16 protein-coding genes are annotated in these 15,401 nt (G+C 68.8%); 9 read left to right on the top strand and 7 right to left on the bottom strand.

Annotated elements, in window-relative coordinates; genetic code table 11:
* Nucleotides 1-90: 90 nt before the first annotated feature.
* A complete protein-coding gene (locus B2515_RS14190; protein ID WP_293877343.1) occupies nucleotides 91-1,047 on the top strand; it encodes an NAD(P)H-dependent flavin oxidoreductase in 957 nt (318 codons plus the stop codon).
* A gap of 73 nt (nucleotides 1,048-1,120) precedes the next feature.
* Here the strand turns inward: B2515_RS14190 and B2515_RS14185 are convergent, their stop codons facing one another.
* Together B2515_RS14185 and B2515_RS14180 are read right to left on the bottom strand one after the other, a co-directional pair.
* Complete coding sequence (locus B2515_RS14185; protein ID WP_293877658.1) at nucleotides 1,121-1,579, bottom strand: DUF1465 family protein; 459 nt, start codon at nucleotides 1,577-1,579, stop codon at nucleotides 1,121-1,123.
* Between the two features lie 91 nt (nucleotides 1,580-1,670).
* Nucleotides 1,671-1,868, bottom strand: coding sequence for a YdcH family protein (locus B2515_RS14180; RefSeq protein WP_293877342.1), 198 nt, complete (start codon nucleotides 1,866-1,868; stop codon nucleotides 1,671-1,673).
* 212 nt (nucleotides 1,869-2,080) lie between these two features.
* On the opposite strand from B2515_RS14180, the gene B2515_RS14175 reads away from it, so the two are divergent.
* On the top strand, nucleotides 2,081-2,236 hold the full coding sequence (locus B2515_RS14175) for a YdcH family protein (RefSeq protein ID WP_293877340.1): 156 nt from the start codon (nucleotides 2,081-2,083) through the stop codon (nucleotides 2,234-2,236).
* A gap of 40 nt (nucleotides 2,237-2,276) precedes the next feature.
* Here the strand turns inward: B2515_RS14175 and B2515_RS14170 are convergent, their stop codons facing one another.
* The 3 genes from B2515_RS14170 to B2515_RS14160 all read right to left on the bottom strand — a co-directional run bounded on the left by B2515_RS14170 (nucleotide 2,277) and on the right by B2515_RS14160 (nucleotide 4,332).
* Complete coding sequence (locus tag B2515_RS14170) at nucleotides 2,277-2,612, bottom strand: PilZ domain-containing protein (RefSeq protein WP_293877338.1); 336 nt, start codon at nucleotides 2,610-2,612, stop codon at nucleotides 2,277-2,279.
* A 128-nt stretch (nucleotides 2,613-2,740) separates the two neighbouring features.
* Entirely contained in the window at nucleotides 2,741-3,172 is a 432-nt protein-coding gene (gene dksA, locus B2515_RS14165; RefSeq protein ID WP_293877336.1) for an RNA polymerase-binding protein DksA, read from the bottom strand.
* Between the two features lie 539 nt (nucleotides 3,173-3,711).
* Nucleotides 3,712-4,332, bottom strand: a complete 621-nt coding sequence (locus B2515_RS14160; RefSeq protein ID WP_293877334.1) for a hypothetical protein — start codon at nucleotides 4,330-4,332, stop codon at nucleotides 3,712-3,714.
* Between B2515_RS14160 and B2515_RS14155 the strand changes: the two genes are divergently transcribed.
* A complete protein-coding gene (locus B2515_RS14155) occupies nucleotides 4,292-4,615 on the top strand; it encodes a hypothetical protein (RefSeq protein WP_293877332.1) in 324 nt (107 codons plus the stop codon). The genes B2515_RS14160 and B2515_RS14155 overlap by 41 nt on opposite strands.
* A 70-nt stretch (nucleotides 4,616-4,685) precedes the next feature.
* On the opposite strand, the gene B2515_RS14150 is transcribed toward B2515_RS14155, so the two are convergent.
* Nucleotides 4,686-5,141: a host attachment family protein gene (locus B2515_RS14150; RefSeq protein WP_293877330.1), complete on the bottom strand. Its 456-nt coding sequence runs from the start codon at nucleotides 5,139-5,141 to the stop codon at nucleotides 4,686-4,688.
* 103 nt (nucleotides 5,142-5,244) lie between these two features.
* Between B2515_RS14150 and serS the strand changes: the two genes are divergently transcribed.
* From serS to B2515_RS14130, 4 genes are all read left to right on the top strand, one after another.
* Complete coding sequence (gene serS, locus B2515_RS14145; protein ID WP_293877328.1) at nucleotides 5,245-6,525, top strand: serine--tRNA ligase; 1,281 nt, start codon at nucleotides 5,245-5,247, stop codon at nucleotides 6,523-6,525.
* 10 nt (nucleotides 6,526-6,535) lie between these two features.
* A complete protein-coding gene (locus B2515_RS14140; protein ID WP_293877326.1) occupies nucleotides 6,536-7,660 on the top strand; it encodes a M23 family metallopeptidase in 1,125 nt (374 codons plus the stop codon).
* 50 nt (nucleotides 7,661-7,710) lie between these two features.
* The gene (tyrS, locus tag B2515_RS14135) at nucleotides 7,711-8,940 is read left to right on the top strand and encodes a tyrosine--tRNA ligase (protein ID WP_293877324.1); all 1,230 of its coding nucleotides are present in this window, start codon (nucleotides 7,711-7,713) and stop codon (nucleotides 8,938-8,940) included.
* Between the two features lie 70 nt (nucleotides 8,941-9,010).
* Nucleotides 9,011-9,322 (top strand): PilZ domain-containing protein, encoded by a 312-nt coding sequence (locus B2515_RS14130; RefSeq protein WP_293877322.1) that lies wholly within the window; start codon nucleotides 9,011-9,013, stop codon nucleotides 9,320-9,322.
* A 25-nt stretch (nucleotides 9,323-9,347) separates the two neighbouring features.
* Here B2515_RS14130 and recG read toward each other — a convergent pair whose 3' ends face one another.
* Nucleotides 9,348-11,414 (bottom strand): ATP-dependent DNA helicase RecG, encoded by a 2,067-nt coding sequence (recG, locus tag B2515_RS14125; protein WP_293877320.1) that lies wholly within the window; start codon nucleotides 11,412-11,414, stop codon nucleotides 9,348-9,350.
* Nucleotides 11,415-11,487: 73 nt separating this feature from the next.
* Between recG and B2515_RS14120 the strand changes: the two genes are divergently transcribed.
* Together B2515_RS14120 and mfd are read left to right on the top strand one after the other, a co-directional pair.
* A complete protein-coding gene (locus tag B2515_RS14120; protein ID WP_293877318.1) occupies nucleotides 11,488-11,754 on the top strand; it encodes a succinate dehydrogenase assembly factor 2 in 267 nt (88 codons plus the stop codon).
* A 164-nt stretch (nucleotides 11,755-11,918) separates the two neighbouring features.
* Nucleotides 11,919-15,401, top strand: a complete 3,483-nt coding sequence (gene mfd / locus B2515_RS14115) for a transcription-repair coupling factor (RefSeq protein WP_293877316.1) — start codon at nucleotides 11,919-11,921, stop codon at nucleotides 15,399-15,401.

The raw sequence follows: 15,401 nt of genomic DNA, 5'->3' as shown, positions 1-15,401 counted from the left end.
AAGGGATCGGCGGTTCGCAACCGGCCTCGCACGCGCTGGACAGGCAGATCGGTTTCGGTAAACAACCGATCTCGAGAGGATGCCGACACCATGACACCCAAGATCTTCGACCGTCTGGCGCTGCCCGTGATCGGGTCGCCGCTGTTCATCATTTCCGGTCCCGATCTGGTGATCGCGCAGTGCAAGGCGGGGATCGTCGGATCGTTTCCGGCGCTGAACGCGCGGCCGCAGACACTGCTCGACGAATGGCTGCATCGCATCACCGAGGAACTGGCCGCGCACAATCGCGACCATCCCGACCGGCCGGCGGCGCCGTTCGCGGTCAACCAGATCGTCCACAAGTCGAACGACCGGCTGGAGGCCGACCTCGAAACCTGCGCCAAGTGGCAGGTGCCGATCGTCATCACCTCGCTGGGCGCGCGCGAGGACCTCAACACCGCCGTCCACGGCTGGGGCGGGATCACGCTGCACGACGTCATCGACGACCGTTTCGCACGCAAGGCGGTGGAAAAGGGCGCGGACGGCCTGATCGCGGTCGCGGCGGGTGCGGGCGGCCATGCCGGCAAGCTGTCGCCCTTCGCGATCGTGCAGGAGATCCGCCAGTGGTTCGACGGGCCGCTCGCGCTGTCCGGATCGATCGCGACCGGCGGCGCGGTGCTGGCGGCGCAGGCGACGGGGGCGGACTTCGCCTATATCGGCTCGCCCTTCATCGCGACGACCGAGGCGAATGCGGCGGAGGAATATAAGGCGTCGATCGTCGCCAGCCGCGCGTCGGACATCGTCTATTCCAACCTGTTCACCGGCGTGCACGGCAATTACCTGCGCAGCTCGATCGAGGCATCGGGGCTGGACCCGGACAACCTGCCCGAGGGGGACCTCAAGACGATGAACTTCGGCGGCGGCAACGGCTCGAAGGCCAAGGCGTGGCGCGACATCTGGGGATCGGGTCAGGGGATCGGCGTGGTCGACCGCGTGGAGAGCGTCGCCGATCGCGTCGCGCGGCTGGCCGCCGAATATGCGGCGGCGAAGGCGCGGCTGCTCGGCTGAGGCGATCGGGGCACTACGTCGGCGGCGGCGGATGGCCGCGTGACGACGCGGGGGTGGTCGCCTGCCCCGCCGCCTAGAAGGCGAGCGCCAGCCGGTCGTGGAGGCGATGGACCGGGCTGGGTGCGAGCTGCACCTCGAGCGCGGCGTCGAGCAGGCCGACGCGGCGGTGCAGGTTGGCGCTCGCCTCGACCAGCGTGCGCGCACGCGGCGGCAGTGCGTCGATCAGGTTCGCGTCGAATTGCGGGGCGCTGCCCAAACGGCGCGCGGGATCGAGCGCCTCGCGCGGGCGCAGTTCGCCGGCATCGACCGCGCGCTGGGTCAGCAGCCAGGCGATGACGTGCATCAGCCGCGTCGTCACCTTCAGCGATTCGCATGAGAAGCCGACGCGAATCAGCGGATCGAGCGATTCGCGCTCGGCGCGGCCCGCCTCGTCGAAATAGGCGCGCGCTTCGTCGGCGAGCAGCATCGCCTCGGTATAGAGCGAGTCGATCAGGCGACGGTGGATACGGGATTCGGTGCTGCGGCCGGTCATGCGATGCTGGTGGCACAGCGGTGCGGCGCTGCACAGCGGCACGTCGCGGCGGGTTGTACCAAAGCGAACCGATCGGCGGTGCGCCTCATGGTCAGGCGATGATGTCGGGGATCAACTGGTCCTCGCAATTGAAGATTTCGTCGCGCAGCCGCAGCTTGCGCTTCTTCAACCGGGCGATCTGCAACTGGTCGGGGATGCCGTTGGTCGCCAGCGCGTCGATCGCCGCGTCGAGATCGCGGTGTTCGGTCCGCAACAGGTCGAGCCGGGCGATGATCTGCGCTTCGTCCATGCCAATACCCCCAGAGCCTGCGTCCCCCTACCCCAGCCGCAGCGCCGGACCAAGCGCGTCGCGGCACGATCGATCGATTGGCAGGAGCGCCCCCCAGTCGTCGCACGATATAGGTCGGCTAATCGCGTTCGGACGATTTCGATGAGGACTTTTCGACGCGTCGGTGGTTTACTCATTCCCCCCAACACGCATGCATCAGGAGGTACACCGAAATGCAGACGACGCATCAACAGGCACTGGAAACCAAGCATGCCGCGCTCGACCGCCGCATCGCCGACGAAGCCCACCGCCCGATGCCCAACTCCGCAATCCTCACCGACCTGAAACGGCAGAAACTGAAGCTCAAGGAAGCGCTCACCGGCCTCTAGGCGCAACCCGGCCCCTCCCTTCGCGGAGGGGCTTTTCGTATCAGCGCGGCTGGACGACCGGCTTGCGCGCCTTCCTGGGATCGATCGGTCGATCGAGCGCGATGCCGATCCGCCCCTCGGTGCACCAGGCGACCTTGCCCGACACCGTACCGATTCCGCGCAGATCGAGCGACACGGCGGTGCCGGGTTCCTTGACGGAGGTGCAATCGACCATCAGCCCGCCCTCCGACAGGTTGCGGACGCGGACCTCGCGGATCTTCGCGTCGCCGACGAACTGGAGCTGGGCCATCAGGAACAGGCTGTCTCGCGAACGGCTACGCTGCGACCCGCCGATCTCGTCGGCCTTGGCGAACGGGTCGTAGGAAAAGCTATCCATAAGCAAAGCCACTCTCGTTCGCCGGCTTGTCGGCATGGGCGGATCGTCGGCGCCCACCGGGCCACCGACGATAGCGTCCGCGCGTAGCCGCGGATCGGTAGCGAATTCCTTAATCCGCGCGCCGCCGCCTAATCCTCGCGCGAGATCTTCTCGTTGCGCTCGTGACGCTCCTGCGCCTCCAGCGTCATCGTCGCGATCGGACGCGCCTCCAGCCGGCCGAGGCTGATCGGTTCGCCGGTCACTTCGCAATAACCGTATTCGCCCTCGTCGATGCGGCGGACCGCCGCCTCGATCTTGGAGACGAGCTTGCGCTGCCGGTCGCGGGTGCGCAGCTCGATCGACCAGTCGGTCTCGCTCGATGCCCGGTCGGTCAGATCCGATTCGCGTAGCGAATCAAGCTGGAGCTGGTTGAGCGTGCCGGCCGCGTCCTGAAGGATCGCGTCCTTCCACCGCAGCAGCTTGTTACGGAAATACGCCTGCTGACGCAGGCTCATGAACGGTTCGTCGGCACCCGGCCGATAACCATCGTCGTCGAAAGCCCCCGCATCGTTTGCCGGCATCGGGTTCGAACTCACATCGTGTACGCGACTGACTTGCGTTGCCATACCACTCTCCCTCCGGCCCCATGATGACCTCGGGGCCGCCCCCAAATGGTGAAGGCGCCTATAATCGTGCGCGAAAAGAACCACAAGCGATGAGAGTTGCCGAATCGAACAAAGATGCGACCTTTTGTTGCGATTAGCGTCATTTATGTCCCACCGGCACCAAAACCCCGGGTTGCCGCGGTCGTTAACCATAGCCATGGCTTGTGTTCCACTCTGGCACGTTAACGTCAATCACCCCACCGCCACATGAAGAAAAGCGGACGAATCAACGCAGAAGATGATTAACGCTGTTGCGCTTCATCGTTTGTTTTGCACTTGGTCGTAAGGCAGCGAGGCTCCGCTAAACCCGGCATATCCGGGCGGCGACGCCGGCAAAGAGAAAGTGACGTTATGTCCGTACGGATGGCATTGGCAAAACTGTGCGCCTGCGCATGCGGGGGAGCGCTGATCGGCGGGGGCGCCGTCCATGTCGCCGAGCGACCGAACCGCCCGGCCTATGTCAAACAGGCTAAAAAGCGCGTCGTCGTCCGTCGGCAGGTCGCCGCCGTGCATCGCGGCGTGAAGCGGCGAATCGTCACCACCACCCGGACGACGTGCGATCCGACGGTCGTCACCGTCGCCACCCAGGCCGCACCGGTTCCGATCCCCCTGCCCGCCGCCGACGGCTTCGTCAGCGGTGGCGGCGGCGCGGTGCCGGTGGTCGTCGGCGGCAGCGGCGGCTGGGGTGGCGGCTTCGGCGGAGGGTTCGGCGGCGGCTTCTTCGGGGGTGGATCGTCGGGATCGAGCGGCAGCGTCGTGATTTCGTCCACCTCGAGCGGCGGATCGTCCTCGACCTCGTCGGGCGGGTCGTCCTCGTCGACGTCGAGCGGCGGTTCCTCGACCTCGACCGGCGGATCGTCCACGTCGACGGGCGGGTCGTCCACCTCGACCGGCGGCGTCAGCAGCACCTCCTCGACGTCAAGCGGCAACGTCAGCAGCACCTCGTCGTCGGGCAACGTCAGCAGCACGTCGTCCTCGAGCGGCAACGTCTCGTCATCGTCCAGCGGCAACGTGTCGAGCTCGTCGAGCGGCAACGTGTCGTCGTCGACCTCGTCGTCCTCGTCCTCCAGCGGCAACGTCTCCTCCTCGTCGAGCAGCAGCGGATCGTCGTCGGGTTCCAGCTCGACCTCGTCGAGCAGCTCGTCTTACGGATCGAGCTCGAAGGGCTGGAGCACCAGCGGCGGCTGGTCGTCGAACGGCGGCTGGACGTCGAGCGGGCATCACGGCTCGACGGGCTCGACCGGATCGTCGGGCGGCCCGCCCGCACCGGTGCCGGCGCCGCCGATGGTGCTGCTGTTCGGCGCCGCGGCCGCCGCACTGGTCGCCCGCAAGCGGCTCGCCAGACCGCAGGCCGCCTGAAAGCGGTGAACATGAAAAGGGCTGTCGCACCCGGGGGTGAGGCAGCCCTTTTTCGTCGGCGTCGCCGCGATCAGGCCGAGCGCAGCGCGCGCTCGATGTCCGGCACGGGATGCCCGGTCAGATCCTTGGCGAGTTCGCCGGTCAGGCGGTCGCTGACCTCCTTGTGGTAATGTTTGCGCAGCTCGCCCAGCGTCTTGGGCGGCGCGACGATGATGAGCGCCTCGAAATCGTTGGCGAGCGCGCGGCGCTTCAGCATGTCCGCGGTCTCGGCGGCGAAGCGATCCTCCTCCTGCTGGTGGAAGTCGGTTTCGCCCATCGACCCGCCGCCGGATGCAAACTGGCCGCCACCGCGCGTCGAGGATGCGGCGCCGGCGGCGTCGGTCTTCTGGTCGCGGTCGGCGGGGTTCGCCTGTTCCTCGGCATGTTCGACCTGCAGGTTGGGATATTCGGCATCGCCCTCGTTGCGGAAGAACAGCGCCTTGCGGCCATCCGCGACCAGCACGAACGCGTTATGGGGAACCTGCATCGTCGCTTACTCCTGATCGTTGCAATCGGGGGCTCAACGCAGCGGGGCACGAGAGGGTTGCCGGCTTGCGCCAGCCCGGGCACGCCGCCATAGCCGCGGGACCATGCACGATATCCGCGTCATCCGGGACGATCCCGCCGCCTTCGACACCGCCGTCGCCCGCCGCGGCGTCGCCGCCCCGGCCGCCGGCCTGCTGTCGCTCGACGATGCGCGCCGCGCCGCCATCGCCGCCGCGCAGGACGCGCAGACCCGCCGCAACGACGTGTCGAAGCAGATCGGCCAGGCCAAGGCGCAGAAGGACGAGGCGCGCGCGCAGGCGCTGATGGCCGAGGTCGCCGCACTCAAGGACGCGCTGCCCCGGCTGGAGGCGGAGGAGGCCGCGGCGGAGGCGGCGCTGGCCGACGCGCTTGCCGCCCTCCCCAACCGTCCCGCCGCCGACGTGCCGGAAGGCGAGGACGAGAGCGGCAATGTCGTCGTCCACGAGCGCGGCACGCCGCCGCGCTTCGCCTTTCCGGTGAAGGAGCATGACGCGATCGGCCCGGGCATCGGCCTCGATTTCGAAACCGGCGTCGCGATCGCCGGCGCGCGCTTCACGCTGGTGCGCGGCCCCGCCGCCCGGCTGCAACGCGCGCTCGGCCAGTACATGCTCGATACGCTGACGCAGCGTCACGGCTATGAGGAGGTGGCACCGCCGCTGCTCGTCAAGGACGAGGCGGTGTTCGGCACCGGCCAGCTGCCCAAGTTCGCCGAGGACCTGTTCCGCACGACCGACGGGCGCTGGCTGATCCCCACCGCGGAGGTGTCGCTGACCAATATCGTGCGCGAGGCGATCCTGCCGGCGGGCGAGCTGCCGCTGCGCTTCGCCGCGCTGACCCCCTGTTTCCGCTCGGAAGCGGGTGCGGCGGGCCGGGACACGCGCGGCTACATCCGCCAGCACCAGTTCGACAAGGTCGAGATGGTGTCGATCGTTCCCGAGGAGGCGTCGGACGCCGAGCACGAGCGGATGACCGCCTGCGCCGAGGGCATCCTCGACGCGCTCGAGCTGCCGTATCGCCGCATGCTCCTGTGCGCGGGCGACATGGGCTTCACGGCGCGCCGCACCTACGACCTCGAGGTCTGGTTGCCCGGGCAGGACACGTATCGCGAGATTTCGAGCTGCTCGACCTGCGGCGATTTTCAGGCGCGGCGGATGAACGCGCGCTATCGGCCCGAGGGCGAGAAGGCGACGCGCTTCGTCCATACGCTCAACGGTTCGGGTCTGGCGGTCGGCCGGACGCTGGTCGCGGTGCTGGAAAACTATCAGCAGGAGGACGGATCGGTCGCGGTGCCGGCGGTGCTGCAGCCCTATCTCGGCGGGCTGACCCGGCTCGCGCCGCGCGGCTAGGAGGGCGGGGATGCGAGGCTGGCGGATCATCGGCTGCACGGCGCTGGCCACGCTGACGCTGTCCGGCTGCATCCCGAGCATCGACGGCGGCGACTATGCGCCGACCTATGACGGCGCGGCCCCGCCGCCGCGGCGCGATCCGCCTCAGGCCGCGACGCCGTCCCCGAACCGGCCGGCCGACGACATCCCCGGCCGCGACATGGTCGAGCGCGGCGACGTCGCGATGCCGCGCACCGCACGGCCGGCGTGGGAGGCGCGGCCGGTGCGCCCGGACGCGCAGGTCGTCGCCAGCCAGACCTACACCGTCGCCCCGGGCGATTCGCTGCGCCGCGTCGCCGAGCGCACGGGCGCCGCGTCGGAGGCGATCGCGCGCGCCAACGGACTGGCGCCGCCCTTCACCATCCGCACCGGCCAGACGCTGGCGATCCCCGGCGGCCGCTATCACCTCGTCCGTCCGGGCGAGACGGGCATCGCCATCGCGCGGGCCTATGGCGTCGAATGGTCGCGGATCGTCGGCGCCAACCAGCTCGCGGAACCCTATGTGCTGCGCGCCGGACAGCGGGTGCTGATCCCCGGCGATCCGGCGCAGCCACCGAGCCGTGCCGATCGCGCCGCCGCCTTCCGCCTCGACATCGACGACATCCTGACCGGCGGCGAACCGGCGCCCGCACCGCGCCAGGCGCCCGCCAAACCGGTGACGAGCCCGCGCCGGGTGCTGCCGCCGACCGCGGTGGTCGCGGCGCCGGCGCGGTTGCAGGGCGGCTTCGTCTGGCCCGCCGACGGACAGGTCGTCCGCCGCTTCGGCCCCGGCAAGAGCGGCGAGCGCAACGACGGGATCAAGATCGCGGTGCCGGTCGCGACCCCGATCCACGCGACCGCGGACGGCGTGGTCGCCTATGCCGGCGACGGCATCGCGGCGCTGGGCGGGCTCGTCATCGTCCGCCACGGCAACGGCTGGACCAGCGTCTACGGCCACGCCAGCAAGCTGCTCGTCCAGCGCGGCCAGAGCGTGAAGCGCGGCCAGACGGTCGCGCTGTCGGGCGATTCCGGATTCGCCGACCGGCCCGAGGTGCATTTCGAGCTGCGCAGGGGCCGCACGCCGGTCGATCCGCTCGGGCAGCTGCCGCGCCGCTGACCCGCGCGTCGACAGGTGACGTCGCCCGCTGCGCTTGCTAACCGGCGCGCATGACGTACCAGTCCGACCTGCTCAGCACGCTCGCCTCGCGCGGCTATATCCACCAGCTGACCGACGCGACCGCGCTGGATGCGCTCGCGGCGAAGCAGGTCGTGCCGGGCTATATCGGCTTCGATCCGACCGCGCCGTCGCTGCACGTCGGCAGCCTCGTCCAGATCATGCTGCTGCGCCGCCTCCAGCAGACCGGCCACAAGCCGATCGTGCTGATGGGCGGCGGCACCGGCAAGATCGGCGACCCGAGCTTCAAGGACGAGGCGCGCAAGCTGCTCGGCGAAGAGGGCATCAAGGCCAATGTCGCGTCGATCAAGCGGATCTTCGAACGCTTCCTGATCTTCGGTGACGGCCCCACCGATGCGGTGATGCTCGACAATGCCGAATGGCTCGACGCGCTGGAATATATCCCGTTCCTGCGCGACGTCGGCCAGCATTTCAGCGTCAACCGGATGCTCAGCTTCGATTCGGTCAAGCTGCGGCTCGACCGCGAACAGTCGCTCAGCTTCCTCGAATTCAATTACATGATCCTCCAGGCCTATGACTTCCTGGAATTGTCGCGCCGCGCCGGCTGCCGGTTGCAGATGGGCGGCAGCGATCAATGGGGCAATATCGTCAACGGCATCGAACTGGCACGCCGGATGGACGGGGCCGAGGTGTTCGGCGTCACCACGCCGCTCATCACCACTGCGGACGGCGGCAAGATGGGCAAGACCATGGCCGGCGCGGTCTGGCTGCACGAGGACCAGCTGTCGCACTTCGACTACTGGCAGTTCTGGCGCAACACCGACGATCGCGACGTCGGCCGCTTCCTGCGGCTGTTCACCGACCTGCCGCTGGACGAGATCGCCGCGCTGGAAGCGCGCGAGGGCGCCGGGATCAACGAGGCGAAGAAGGTGCTCGCCAATGCGGCGACGGCGATGTGCCGTGGTCAGGACGCGGCGGAGCAGGCGGCCGAAACCGCGCGCCGCACCTTCGAGGAAGGGGGCAGCGGCGATGCCCTGCCCGCGATCACCGTCGACGGCGGATCGATCGGCATCGTCGATGCGCTGATCGCGCTCGGTTTTGCCAAGTCGAAGGGCGAGGCGCGCCGGCTCGTCGCGGGCGGCGGCGCGAAGGTGAATGGCGACCGCGTCGACGACGACGCGCTGGCGATTCCGGTCGGGAGCGAGCCGGTGCGGATCTCCGCCGGCAAGAAGAACCACGGCCTGCTCAACCCGTCCCGGTAAGTCTCTGTAAACGGGTTGGACGTAAAAAAGTCCGAAATGGTCCGGCGTCGGGACCATAAGGAGTTGCGTCTTGGCCCCAGGAGCTTCGTTCTCGGTCGATGATCGTGCCGAACCGCGCGACGAGGTGCATCATCGCAGCCGCGTGACGCTGGCGGACCGGCGGACGGTGCCGGTGCTGATCGTCAACCTGTCGCCGCAGGGGCTGATGATTCGCAGCGACGTGCCGGTCAGTGCGGGCGAATGGCTGCGCATCCAGCTGCCGCTGGTCGGCGAGATGCAGGCGGCGGTGCGCTGGGCGCTCGGCGGCCGAATCGGCTGTCAGCTCGAAAAGCCGATCCCTGCGAATCGCTACCATGCGGTGCTCGCCGCGATGGGCGGCTGATCGGTCAGCCCGATCGGAGGAACGCTCAGCCCGATCGCAGCAGCGCCACGCCGGCATCGCGGTCGAACAGATACAGCGCCACCCGCGCCGCCTGCCCGCGCGGCCCCTCCAGCCCGCCGTCGCGATCGATCAGCAAGCGCGCATCGTCCTGCGCGCATTGCAACAGGTCGCCGAGCATCTCGGGCAAGGCGAGCCGGAACGTCGCCTCCCCCGACTGGCGCGTTCCCAGCAGTTCGCCGCCGCCGCGCAGCCGCAGATCCTCCTCCGCGATGCGGAAGCCGTCGTTGGTTTCGCGCATCAGCGCCAGGCGCGCGCGCGACGTCTCGCTCAGCGCATTGCCGCGCAGCAGCAGGCAGCGCGACAGGCCCCCGCCCCGCCCGACCCGGCCGCGTAGCTGGTGGAGCTGGGCGAGGCCGAAGCGGTCGGCATGTTCGATCACGATCAGCGTGGCATTCGGCACGTCGACGCCGACCTCGATCACCGTCGTCGCGACCAGCACGCTCAGCCGGTTGCCCGCGAACGCCTCCATCACGGAGTCCTTTTCGGCGGGCTTCATCCGCCCGTGGACGACGCCGATCCGGTCGCCGAAGCGCGCGCGCAACGATTCGGCGCGCATCTCCGCGGCGGCGAGATCGCTCTTCTCGCTCTCCTCGACCAGCGGGCACACCCAATAGGCCTGGCCGCCGTCGGCCATATGGCGACCGATCGCATTGACCACCTCGTCCAGCCGGTCCTCCGACACCACCCGCGTCTCGATCGGCTCGCGGCCCGGCGGCATCTCGTCGAGCCGGCTGACGTCCATCTCGCCATACTGCGCCAGCGTCAGCGTGCGCGGGATCGGCGTCGCGGTCATCGCCAGCAGGTGCGGCGGCGCCTTGCCCTTGGCCTGCAGCATCATCCGTTCGGCGACGCCAAAGCGATGCTGCTCGTCGACCACGACCAGCGCGAGATCGCGATAGCCGACCGCCTCCTGAAAGATCGCATGCGTGCCGACCAGGATGTCGATTTCGCCCGCCGCGAGCGCCATCAGCGTCGCCTCGCGCGCCTTGCCCTTGTCGCGCCCGGTCAGCACCGCGATGTTGAGCGGCAGGCCGGACAGCATCTTGCGCAGCGTCTCGTAATGCTGGCGCGCAAGGATTTCGGTCGGCGCCAGCATCGCCCCCTGCGCGCCTGCCTCCACCGCGATCAGCAGCGCCATCGCCGCGACCAGCGTCTTGCCCGAACCGACATCGCCCTGCAGAAGTCGCAGCATCGGCGCGGTCTGCGCGAGGTCGCCCTCGATCTCTGCCACCGACCGCGACTGCGCGCCGGTCGGCGCATAGGGCAGCCGCAGCAGGTCGCGCAGCCGGCGATCGCCGACCAGCGCCCGCCCGCGCCGCTTGCGCGTGTCGGCACGGACCAGGGTCATCGCCAGCTGGTTGGCGAAGATCTCGTCATAGGCCAGCCGCTCGCGCGCGATCTTGTCGGCGGGGTCGTCGTGGATCCGCTGCAACGCCGCGCGCCAGTCGGGCCAGCCGCGCTTCGACTTCAGCCCCGGCTCGATCCACTCGGGCAGGTCGGGCGCGCGCTCCAGCGCCTGCGCGGCGAACCCGCCGAGCCGGCGCGAGGTCAGCCCCTCCGACAGCGGATAGATCGCCTCGCGCTCGCGGAACGGTTCGTCCGGTTCGCCCCCCCCTGCACCGGCAATGTCAGGGTGGATGATCTGCAGCGTCTCGCCATAGCTTTCGAGCTTGCCCGACACCCGGCGCGGTTCGTTCAGCGGCAGCAGCTTCTTCACCCAGCCCGACGATCCGCCGAAATAGACGAGCGACACGACATTGCCTTTGGCGTCGGTCGCCTGCACCCGCGTCGGCCCGCGCCCGCTGCCGGTGCGATAGTCGCGCGGGGTCAGCGTGATCGCGATGACGCGGCCGGCGTCGGCCATGTCGAGTTCCTCGCGCGGCAACCGGTCGATCCAGCCGCTCGGGAGGTGAAAGGCGACGTCGACGACGCGCGCCAGCCCCAGCCGGTCGAGCGGCCTGGCGAGCGCGGGGCCGACGCCCTTCAGGGCGGTGACTTCGGCGAACAGCGGATTGAGGATATCGGGGCGCATGACTACATGACCGCTATACCCGACCCGGTAACCGCCGCCAGCGGTTACCGGGCGCTTTGCATGGGACGCCCGCATGGATCACGCCATCCGCCTCAAACGCCTGAAGTTCCGCAGCTGGCATCGCGGCACCAAGGAGGCCGATCTGATGATCGGCGGCTTCTTCGACGCGCATGGCGCCGGCTGGACCCCGGACCAGCTCGACTGGTTCGAGGCGCTGCTGGAGGAGCAGGACGTCGACATCATGGGCTGGGCGATCGGATCGCTGCCCTGCCCGCCCGAATGGGACGGACCGATGATGGAAGCGATGCGCTCGCTGAGCTACGTGCCGGTGCCGCGCTGAACGGGTAACACGGCACAATCCGCCCCCGCCCCGTTCCCGTCATCCCCGCGCAGGCGGGAATCCATAAGCGTGACGGCAGCGATTGAGGCGACAGGCCAGCCCGTATGGATTCCCGCCTTCGCGGGAATGACGACGGGATGGTGAGCATGTTGGAAAACGATAAAATGCCCGACCTGAAGACCATCCTCGGCGCCAAGGCCCCGCTCACCCTGTCGGGCGCCCCCGCCGGGTTCCAACCCGCGCTGCTCGCCGATCTCGCGCGCGCCGCCGCGCATTCCGGCAAGGGCGGTCGCGCCGTCTTCATCGCGCCCGACGACGCCGCGATGCGGGCGATCGCCGCCACCGCCGCCTTCTTCGCGCCCGAGCTGGAAATCGTCAGCTTCCCGGCCTGGGACTGCCTGCCCTATGATCGCGCCAGCCCGACGCTGCGGATCATGGCTGAGCGCATCGCCGCGCTTTATCGCCTGCAACAAAAGGCCAGGGGCCCGCAGCTGTTCCTGACGACGGCGAATGCGGCAACCCAGCGCGTGCTGACCCCGTTCCGCATCCGCCAGCTCGTCGCGACGCTGGAGCCGGGCGCGCGCATCGACCGCGACGACCTCGCCCGGCTGTTGCAGGCGAACGGCTATGTCCGCACCGAAACCGTCCACGACCAGGGCGAATATGCCGTCCGCGGCGGCATCGTCGACCTGTATCCGAGCGGCGAGGAACAGGCGCTGCGCCTCGACTTCTTCGGCGACGAGATCGAGACGGTCCGCACCTTCAGCCCCGAGGACCAGCGCACCACCGGGCGGGTCGAGGGCTTCACCCTGCTCCCCGCCTCCGAGGCCCTGCTCGACGAGGAATCGATCAAGCGCTTCCGCAGCCGCTACCGCGACAAGTTCGGCGCGACCGCGACCGGCGACCCGCTCTATCAGGCGATCAGCGACGGGCGACGGCTGGCCGGCATGGAACATTGGCTGCCGCTGTTCGAGGACAAGCTCGCCACCCTGTTCGACCATCTTTCCGCCGACGACGTCATCGTCCGCGACTTCGGCGTGACCGGCGCCGCCGATGCGCGGATGGAATCGATCGCGGACTATTACGAGAACCGCCAGCGCGCCGAGGCTGCGCAGCCCGGCAGCTATCGCCCGCTCGCGGCGAAATCCCTGTACCTTGACGCGAAGGAATGGGCCGCCGGCCTCGACGCGGGTCATGCGCATCTGACGACGCCGTTCCACGAGCCCGAAAGCGCCACCGTCCTCGATTTCGGGGTCGACGGCCCGCGCGACTTCGGTCCGGAACGCTCGGCGAGCGCCAACGTCTACGAAGCGGTGGTCGACCACCTCAAGGCGCTGCGCAAGGCGGGCAAGAAGCCGGTCCTCGCCAGCTATTCGGTCGGCGCGCGCGAACGGCTCGGCAATCTGCTCAAGGACCACGGCCTCCACGGCGGCAAGGCGGCGGACAGCTGGCAGGAGGCGCTCGGCGTCGCCGATACGGCGAAGAGCGCCGGCGTCGCGCTGGTCGTGCTGCCGCTCGACCACGGCTTCACCGCGCCCGACGTCGCGGTGCTGACCGAACAGGACATGCTCGGCGACCGGCTGGTGCGCCGCGCCAAGCGCAAGAAATCCGCCGACGCCTTCCTCGCCGAACTCGCGGCGCTGACCCCGGGCGACCTCGTCGTCCATTCCGACCATGGCATCGGCAAATATCTCGGCCTGACCTCGATCCCGGTCGGCAAGAGTCCGCACGATTGCGTCGCGGTCGAATATGCCGGCGGCGACAAATTGTTCGTGCCGGTCGAGAATCTCGAGGTCCTATCGCGCTACGGCTCGAACGAGGAAGGCGCGTCGCTCGACCGTCTGGGCGGCGAGGCATGGCAGCGCCGCAAGTCGCGGATGAAGGAGCGCATCCGCGAGATCGCGGGCGAGCTCATCAAGACCGCCGCCGAGCGCGCGCTCCACCCCGGCGACGTGCTGGAACCCGACGCCAGCGGCTATCCCAGCTTCGTCGATCGCTTCCCCTATGCCGAGACGGACGATCAGGACCGCGCGATCGACGACGTGCTCGGCGACCTGTCGGCGGGCAAGCCGATGGACCGGCTGATCGTCGGCGACGTCGGCTTCGGCAAGACCGAGATCGCGCTTCGCGCCGCCTTCGTCGCTGCGATGGCGGGCAAGCAGGTCGCCGTCGTCTGCCCGACGACGTTGCTGGCGCGCCAGCATTACAACAATTTCACGACGCGGTTCGAAGGCTTCCCGATGAACATGGGGCGCCTGTCGCGGCTCGTCCCGGCGGGCGAGGCGAAGGCGACCAAGGAAGGGCTGGCCGGCGGCACCGTCGACGTCGTGATCGGCACCCATGCGCTGCTGGCGAAGAACATCGACTTCAAGCGGCTGGGGCTCGTCATCGTCGACGAGGAACAGCGATTCGGCGTCACCCACAAGGAACGGCTGAAGGCGCTGCGGGCGGACGTGCACATGCTGACGCTGACCGCGACGCCGATCCCGCGCACCTTGCAGATGGCGATGAGCGGCATCCGCGAGCTGTCGGTGATCCAGACCCCGCCCGTCGATCGCCTCGCGGTGCGCACCTATGTCATCCCCTGGGACCCGGTCGTGCTGCGCGAGGCGCTGCTGCGCGAACATTATCGCGGCGGGCAAAGCTTCATCGTCACCCCCCGCGTCGCCGATCTGCCCGATCTCGAGGAATACCTCCGCAACGAGGTGCCCGAGATCCGCTACGTCGTCGCGCACGGCCAGATGAGCCCGACCGAGGTCGAGGAGCGGATGAGCGCCTTCTACGACAAGAAGTTCGAAGTGCTCGTCTCCACCACGATCATCGAGAGCGGCATCGACATCGCGTCCGCCAACACGATCATCGTCAACCGTGCCGACCGCTTCGGCCTTGCGCAATTGTACCAGCTGCGCGGCCGCGTCGGCCGGTCGAAGACCCGCGCCTATGCCTATCTCGTCACCCCGCCGGAACGGCAGATGACCGAAACGGCGGAGAAGCGGCTCAAGGTCTTGTCCGACCTCGATTCGCTCGGCGCCGGCTTCCAGCTCGCCAGCCACGACCTCGACATCCGCGGCGCCGGCAACCTGCTCGGCGACGAACAATCGGGGCATATCAAAGAGGTCGGCTACGAGCTCTATCAAGCGATGCTGGAAGAGGCGATCATGGACGCCAAGGCCGGCGGCCTCGCCACCCGCCCGCGCGACTTCAGCCCGCAGATCACCGTCGATGCGCCGATCCTGATCCCCGACGATTACGTGCCGGACCTCGACCTGCGCATGGGCCTCTATCGTCGCCTCAACGAACTGGACGAGCATCGCGAGATCGAGGCGTTCGCCGCCGAGATGATCGACCGCTTCGGCCCGCTGCCCGATGCGACCGAAAACCTCATCAGCGTCATCATGATAAAGTTGAACGCGCGAAAGGCCTGCATCGCCAAGATGGACGTCGGCCCGCGCGGCGTGCTGGTCGCCTTCCACGACGATACGCCGCCGAACGTGGCGGGCCTGCTCGCCTATGTCGACCGGCTGAACGGCGTCGCCAAGCTGCGCCCCGACAGCAAGCTGGTGCTGCAACGCGCCTGGCCCGACGCCAAGTCGCGGCTGCACGGGGCGCTGCAATTGTCGAAGGGGCTGGCGAAGGCGGCTGGGTGA

It is taken from the genome of Sphingomonas sp. UBA978 (genome assembly GCF_002292295.1).
Taxonomy (GTDB): domain Bacteria; phylum Pseudomonadota; class Alphaproteobacteria; order Sphingomonadales; family Sphingomonadaceae; genus Sphingomonas.
This window is presented reverse-complemented; position numbering and strand designations above follow the sequence as displayed.

What these genes read in the sequence shown, in the direction of transcription:
- tyrS (WP_293877324.1), top strand. Translation starts at nt 7,711, where the DNA reads ATGACGTACCAGTCCGACCTGCTCAGCACGCTCGCCTCGCGCGGCTAT.
- B2515_RS14170 (WP_293877338.1), bottom strand. Translation starts at nt 2,612, where the DNA reads ATGGATAGCTTTTCCTACGACCCGTTCGCCAAGGCCGACGAGATCGGC.
- recG (WP_293877320.1), bottom strand. Translation starts at nt 11,414, where the DNA reads ATGCGCCCCGATATCCTCAATCCGCTGTTCGCCGAAGTCACCGCCCTG.
- B2515_RS14180 (WP_293877342.1), bottom strand. Translation starts at nt 1,868, where the DNA reads ATGGACGAAGCGCAGATCATCGCCCGGCTCGACCTGTTGCGGACCGAA.
- mfd (WP_293877316.1), top strand. Translation starts at nt 11,919, where the DNA reads ATGCCCGACCTGAAGACCATCCTCGGCGCCAAGGCCCCGCTCACCCTG.
- serS (WP_293877328.1), top strand. Translation starts at nt 5,245, where the DNA reads ATGCACGATATCCGCGTCATCCGGGACGATCCCGCCGCCTTCGACACC.
- B2515_RS14120 (WP_293877318.1), top strand. Translation starts at nt 11,488, where the DNA reads ATGGATCACGCCATCCGCCTCAAACGCCTGAAGTTCCGCAGCTGGCAT.
- dksA (WP_293877336.1), bottom strand. Translation starts at nt 3,172, where the DNA reads ATGCCGGCAAACGATGCGGGGGCTTTCGACGACGATGGTTATCGGCCG.
- B2515_RS14175 (WP_293877340.1), top strand. Translation starts at nt 2,081, where the DNA reads ATGCAGACGACGCATCAACAGGCACTGGAAACCAAGCATGCCGCGCTC.
- B2515_RS14190 (WP_293877343.1), top strand. Translation starts at nt 91, where the DNA reads ATGACACCCAAGATCTTCGACCGTCTGGCGCTGCCCGTGATCGGGTCG.
- B2515_RS14185 (WP_293877658.1), bottom strand. Translation starts at nt 1,579, where the DNA reads ATGACCGGCCGCAGCACCGAATCCCGTATCCACCGTCGCCTGATCGAC.
- B2515_RS14140 (WP_293877326.1), top strand. Translation starts at nt 6,536, where the DNA reads ATGCGAGGCTGGCGGATCATCGGCTGCACGGCGCTGGCCACGCTGACG.
- B2515_RS14150 (WP_293877330.1), bottom strand. Translation starts at nt 5,141, where the DNA reads ATGCAGGTTCCCCATAACGCGTTCGTGCTGGTCGCGGATGGCCGCAAG.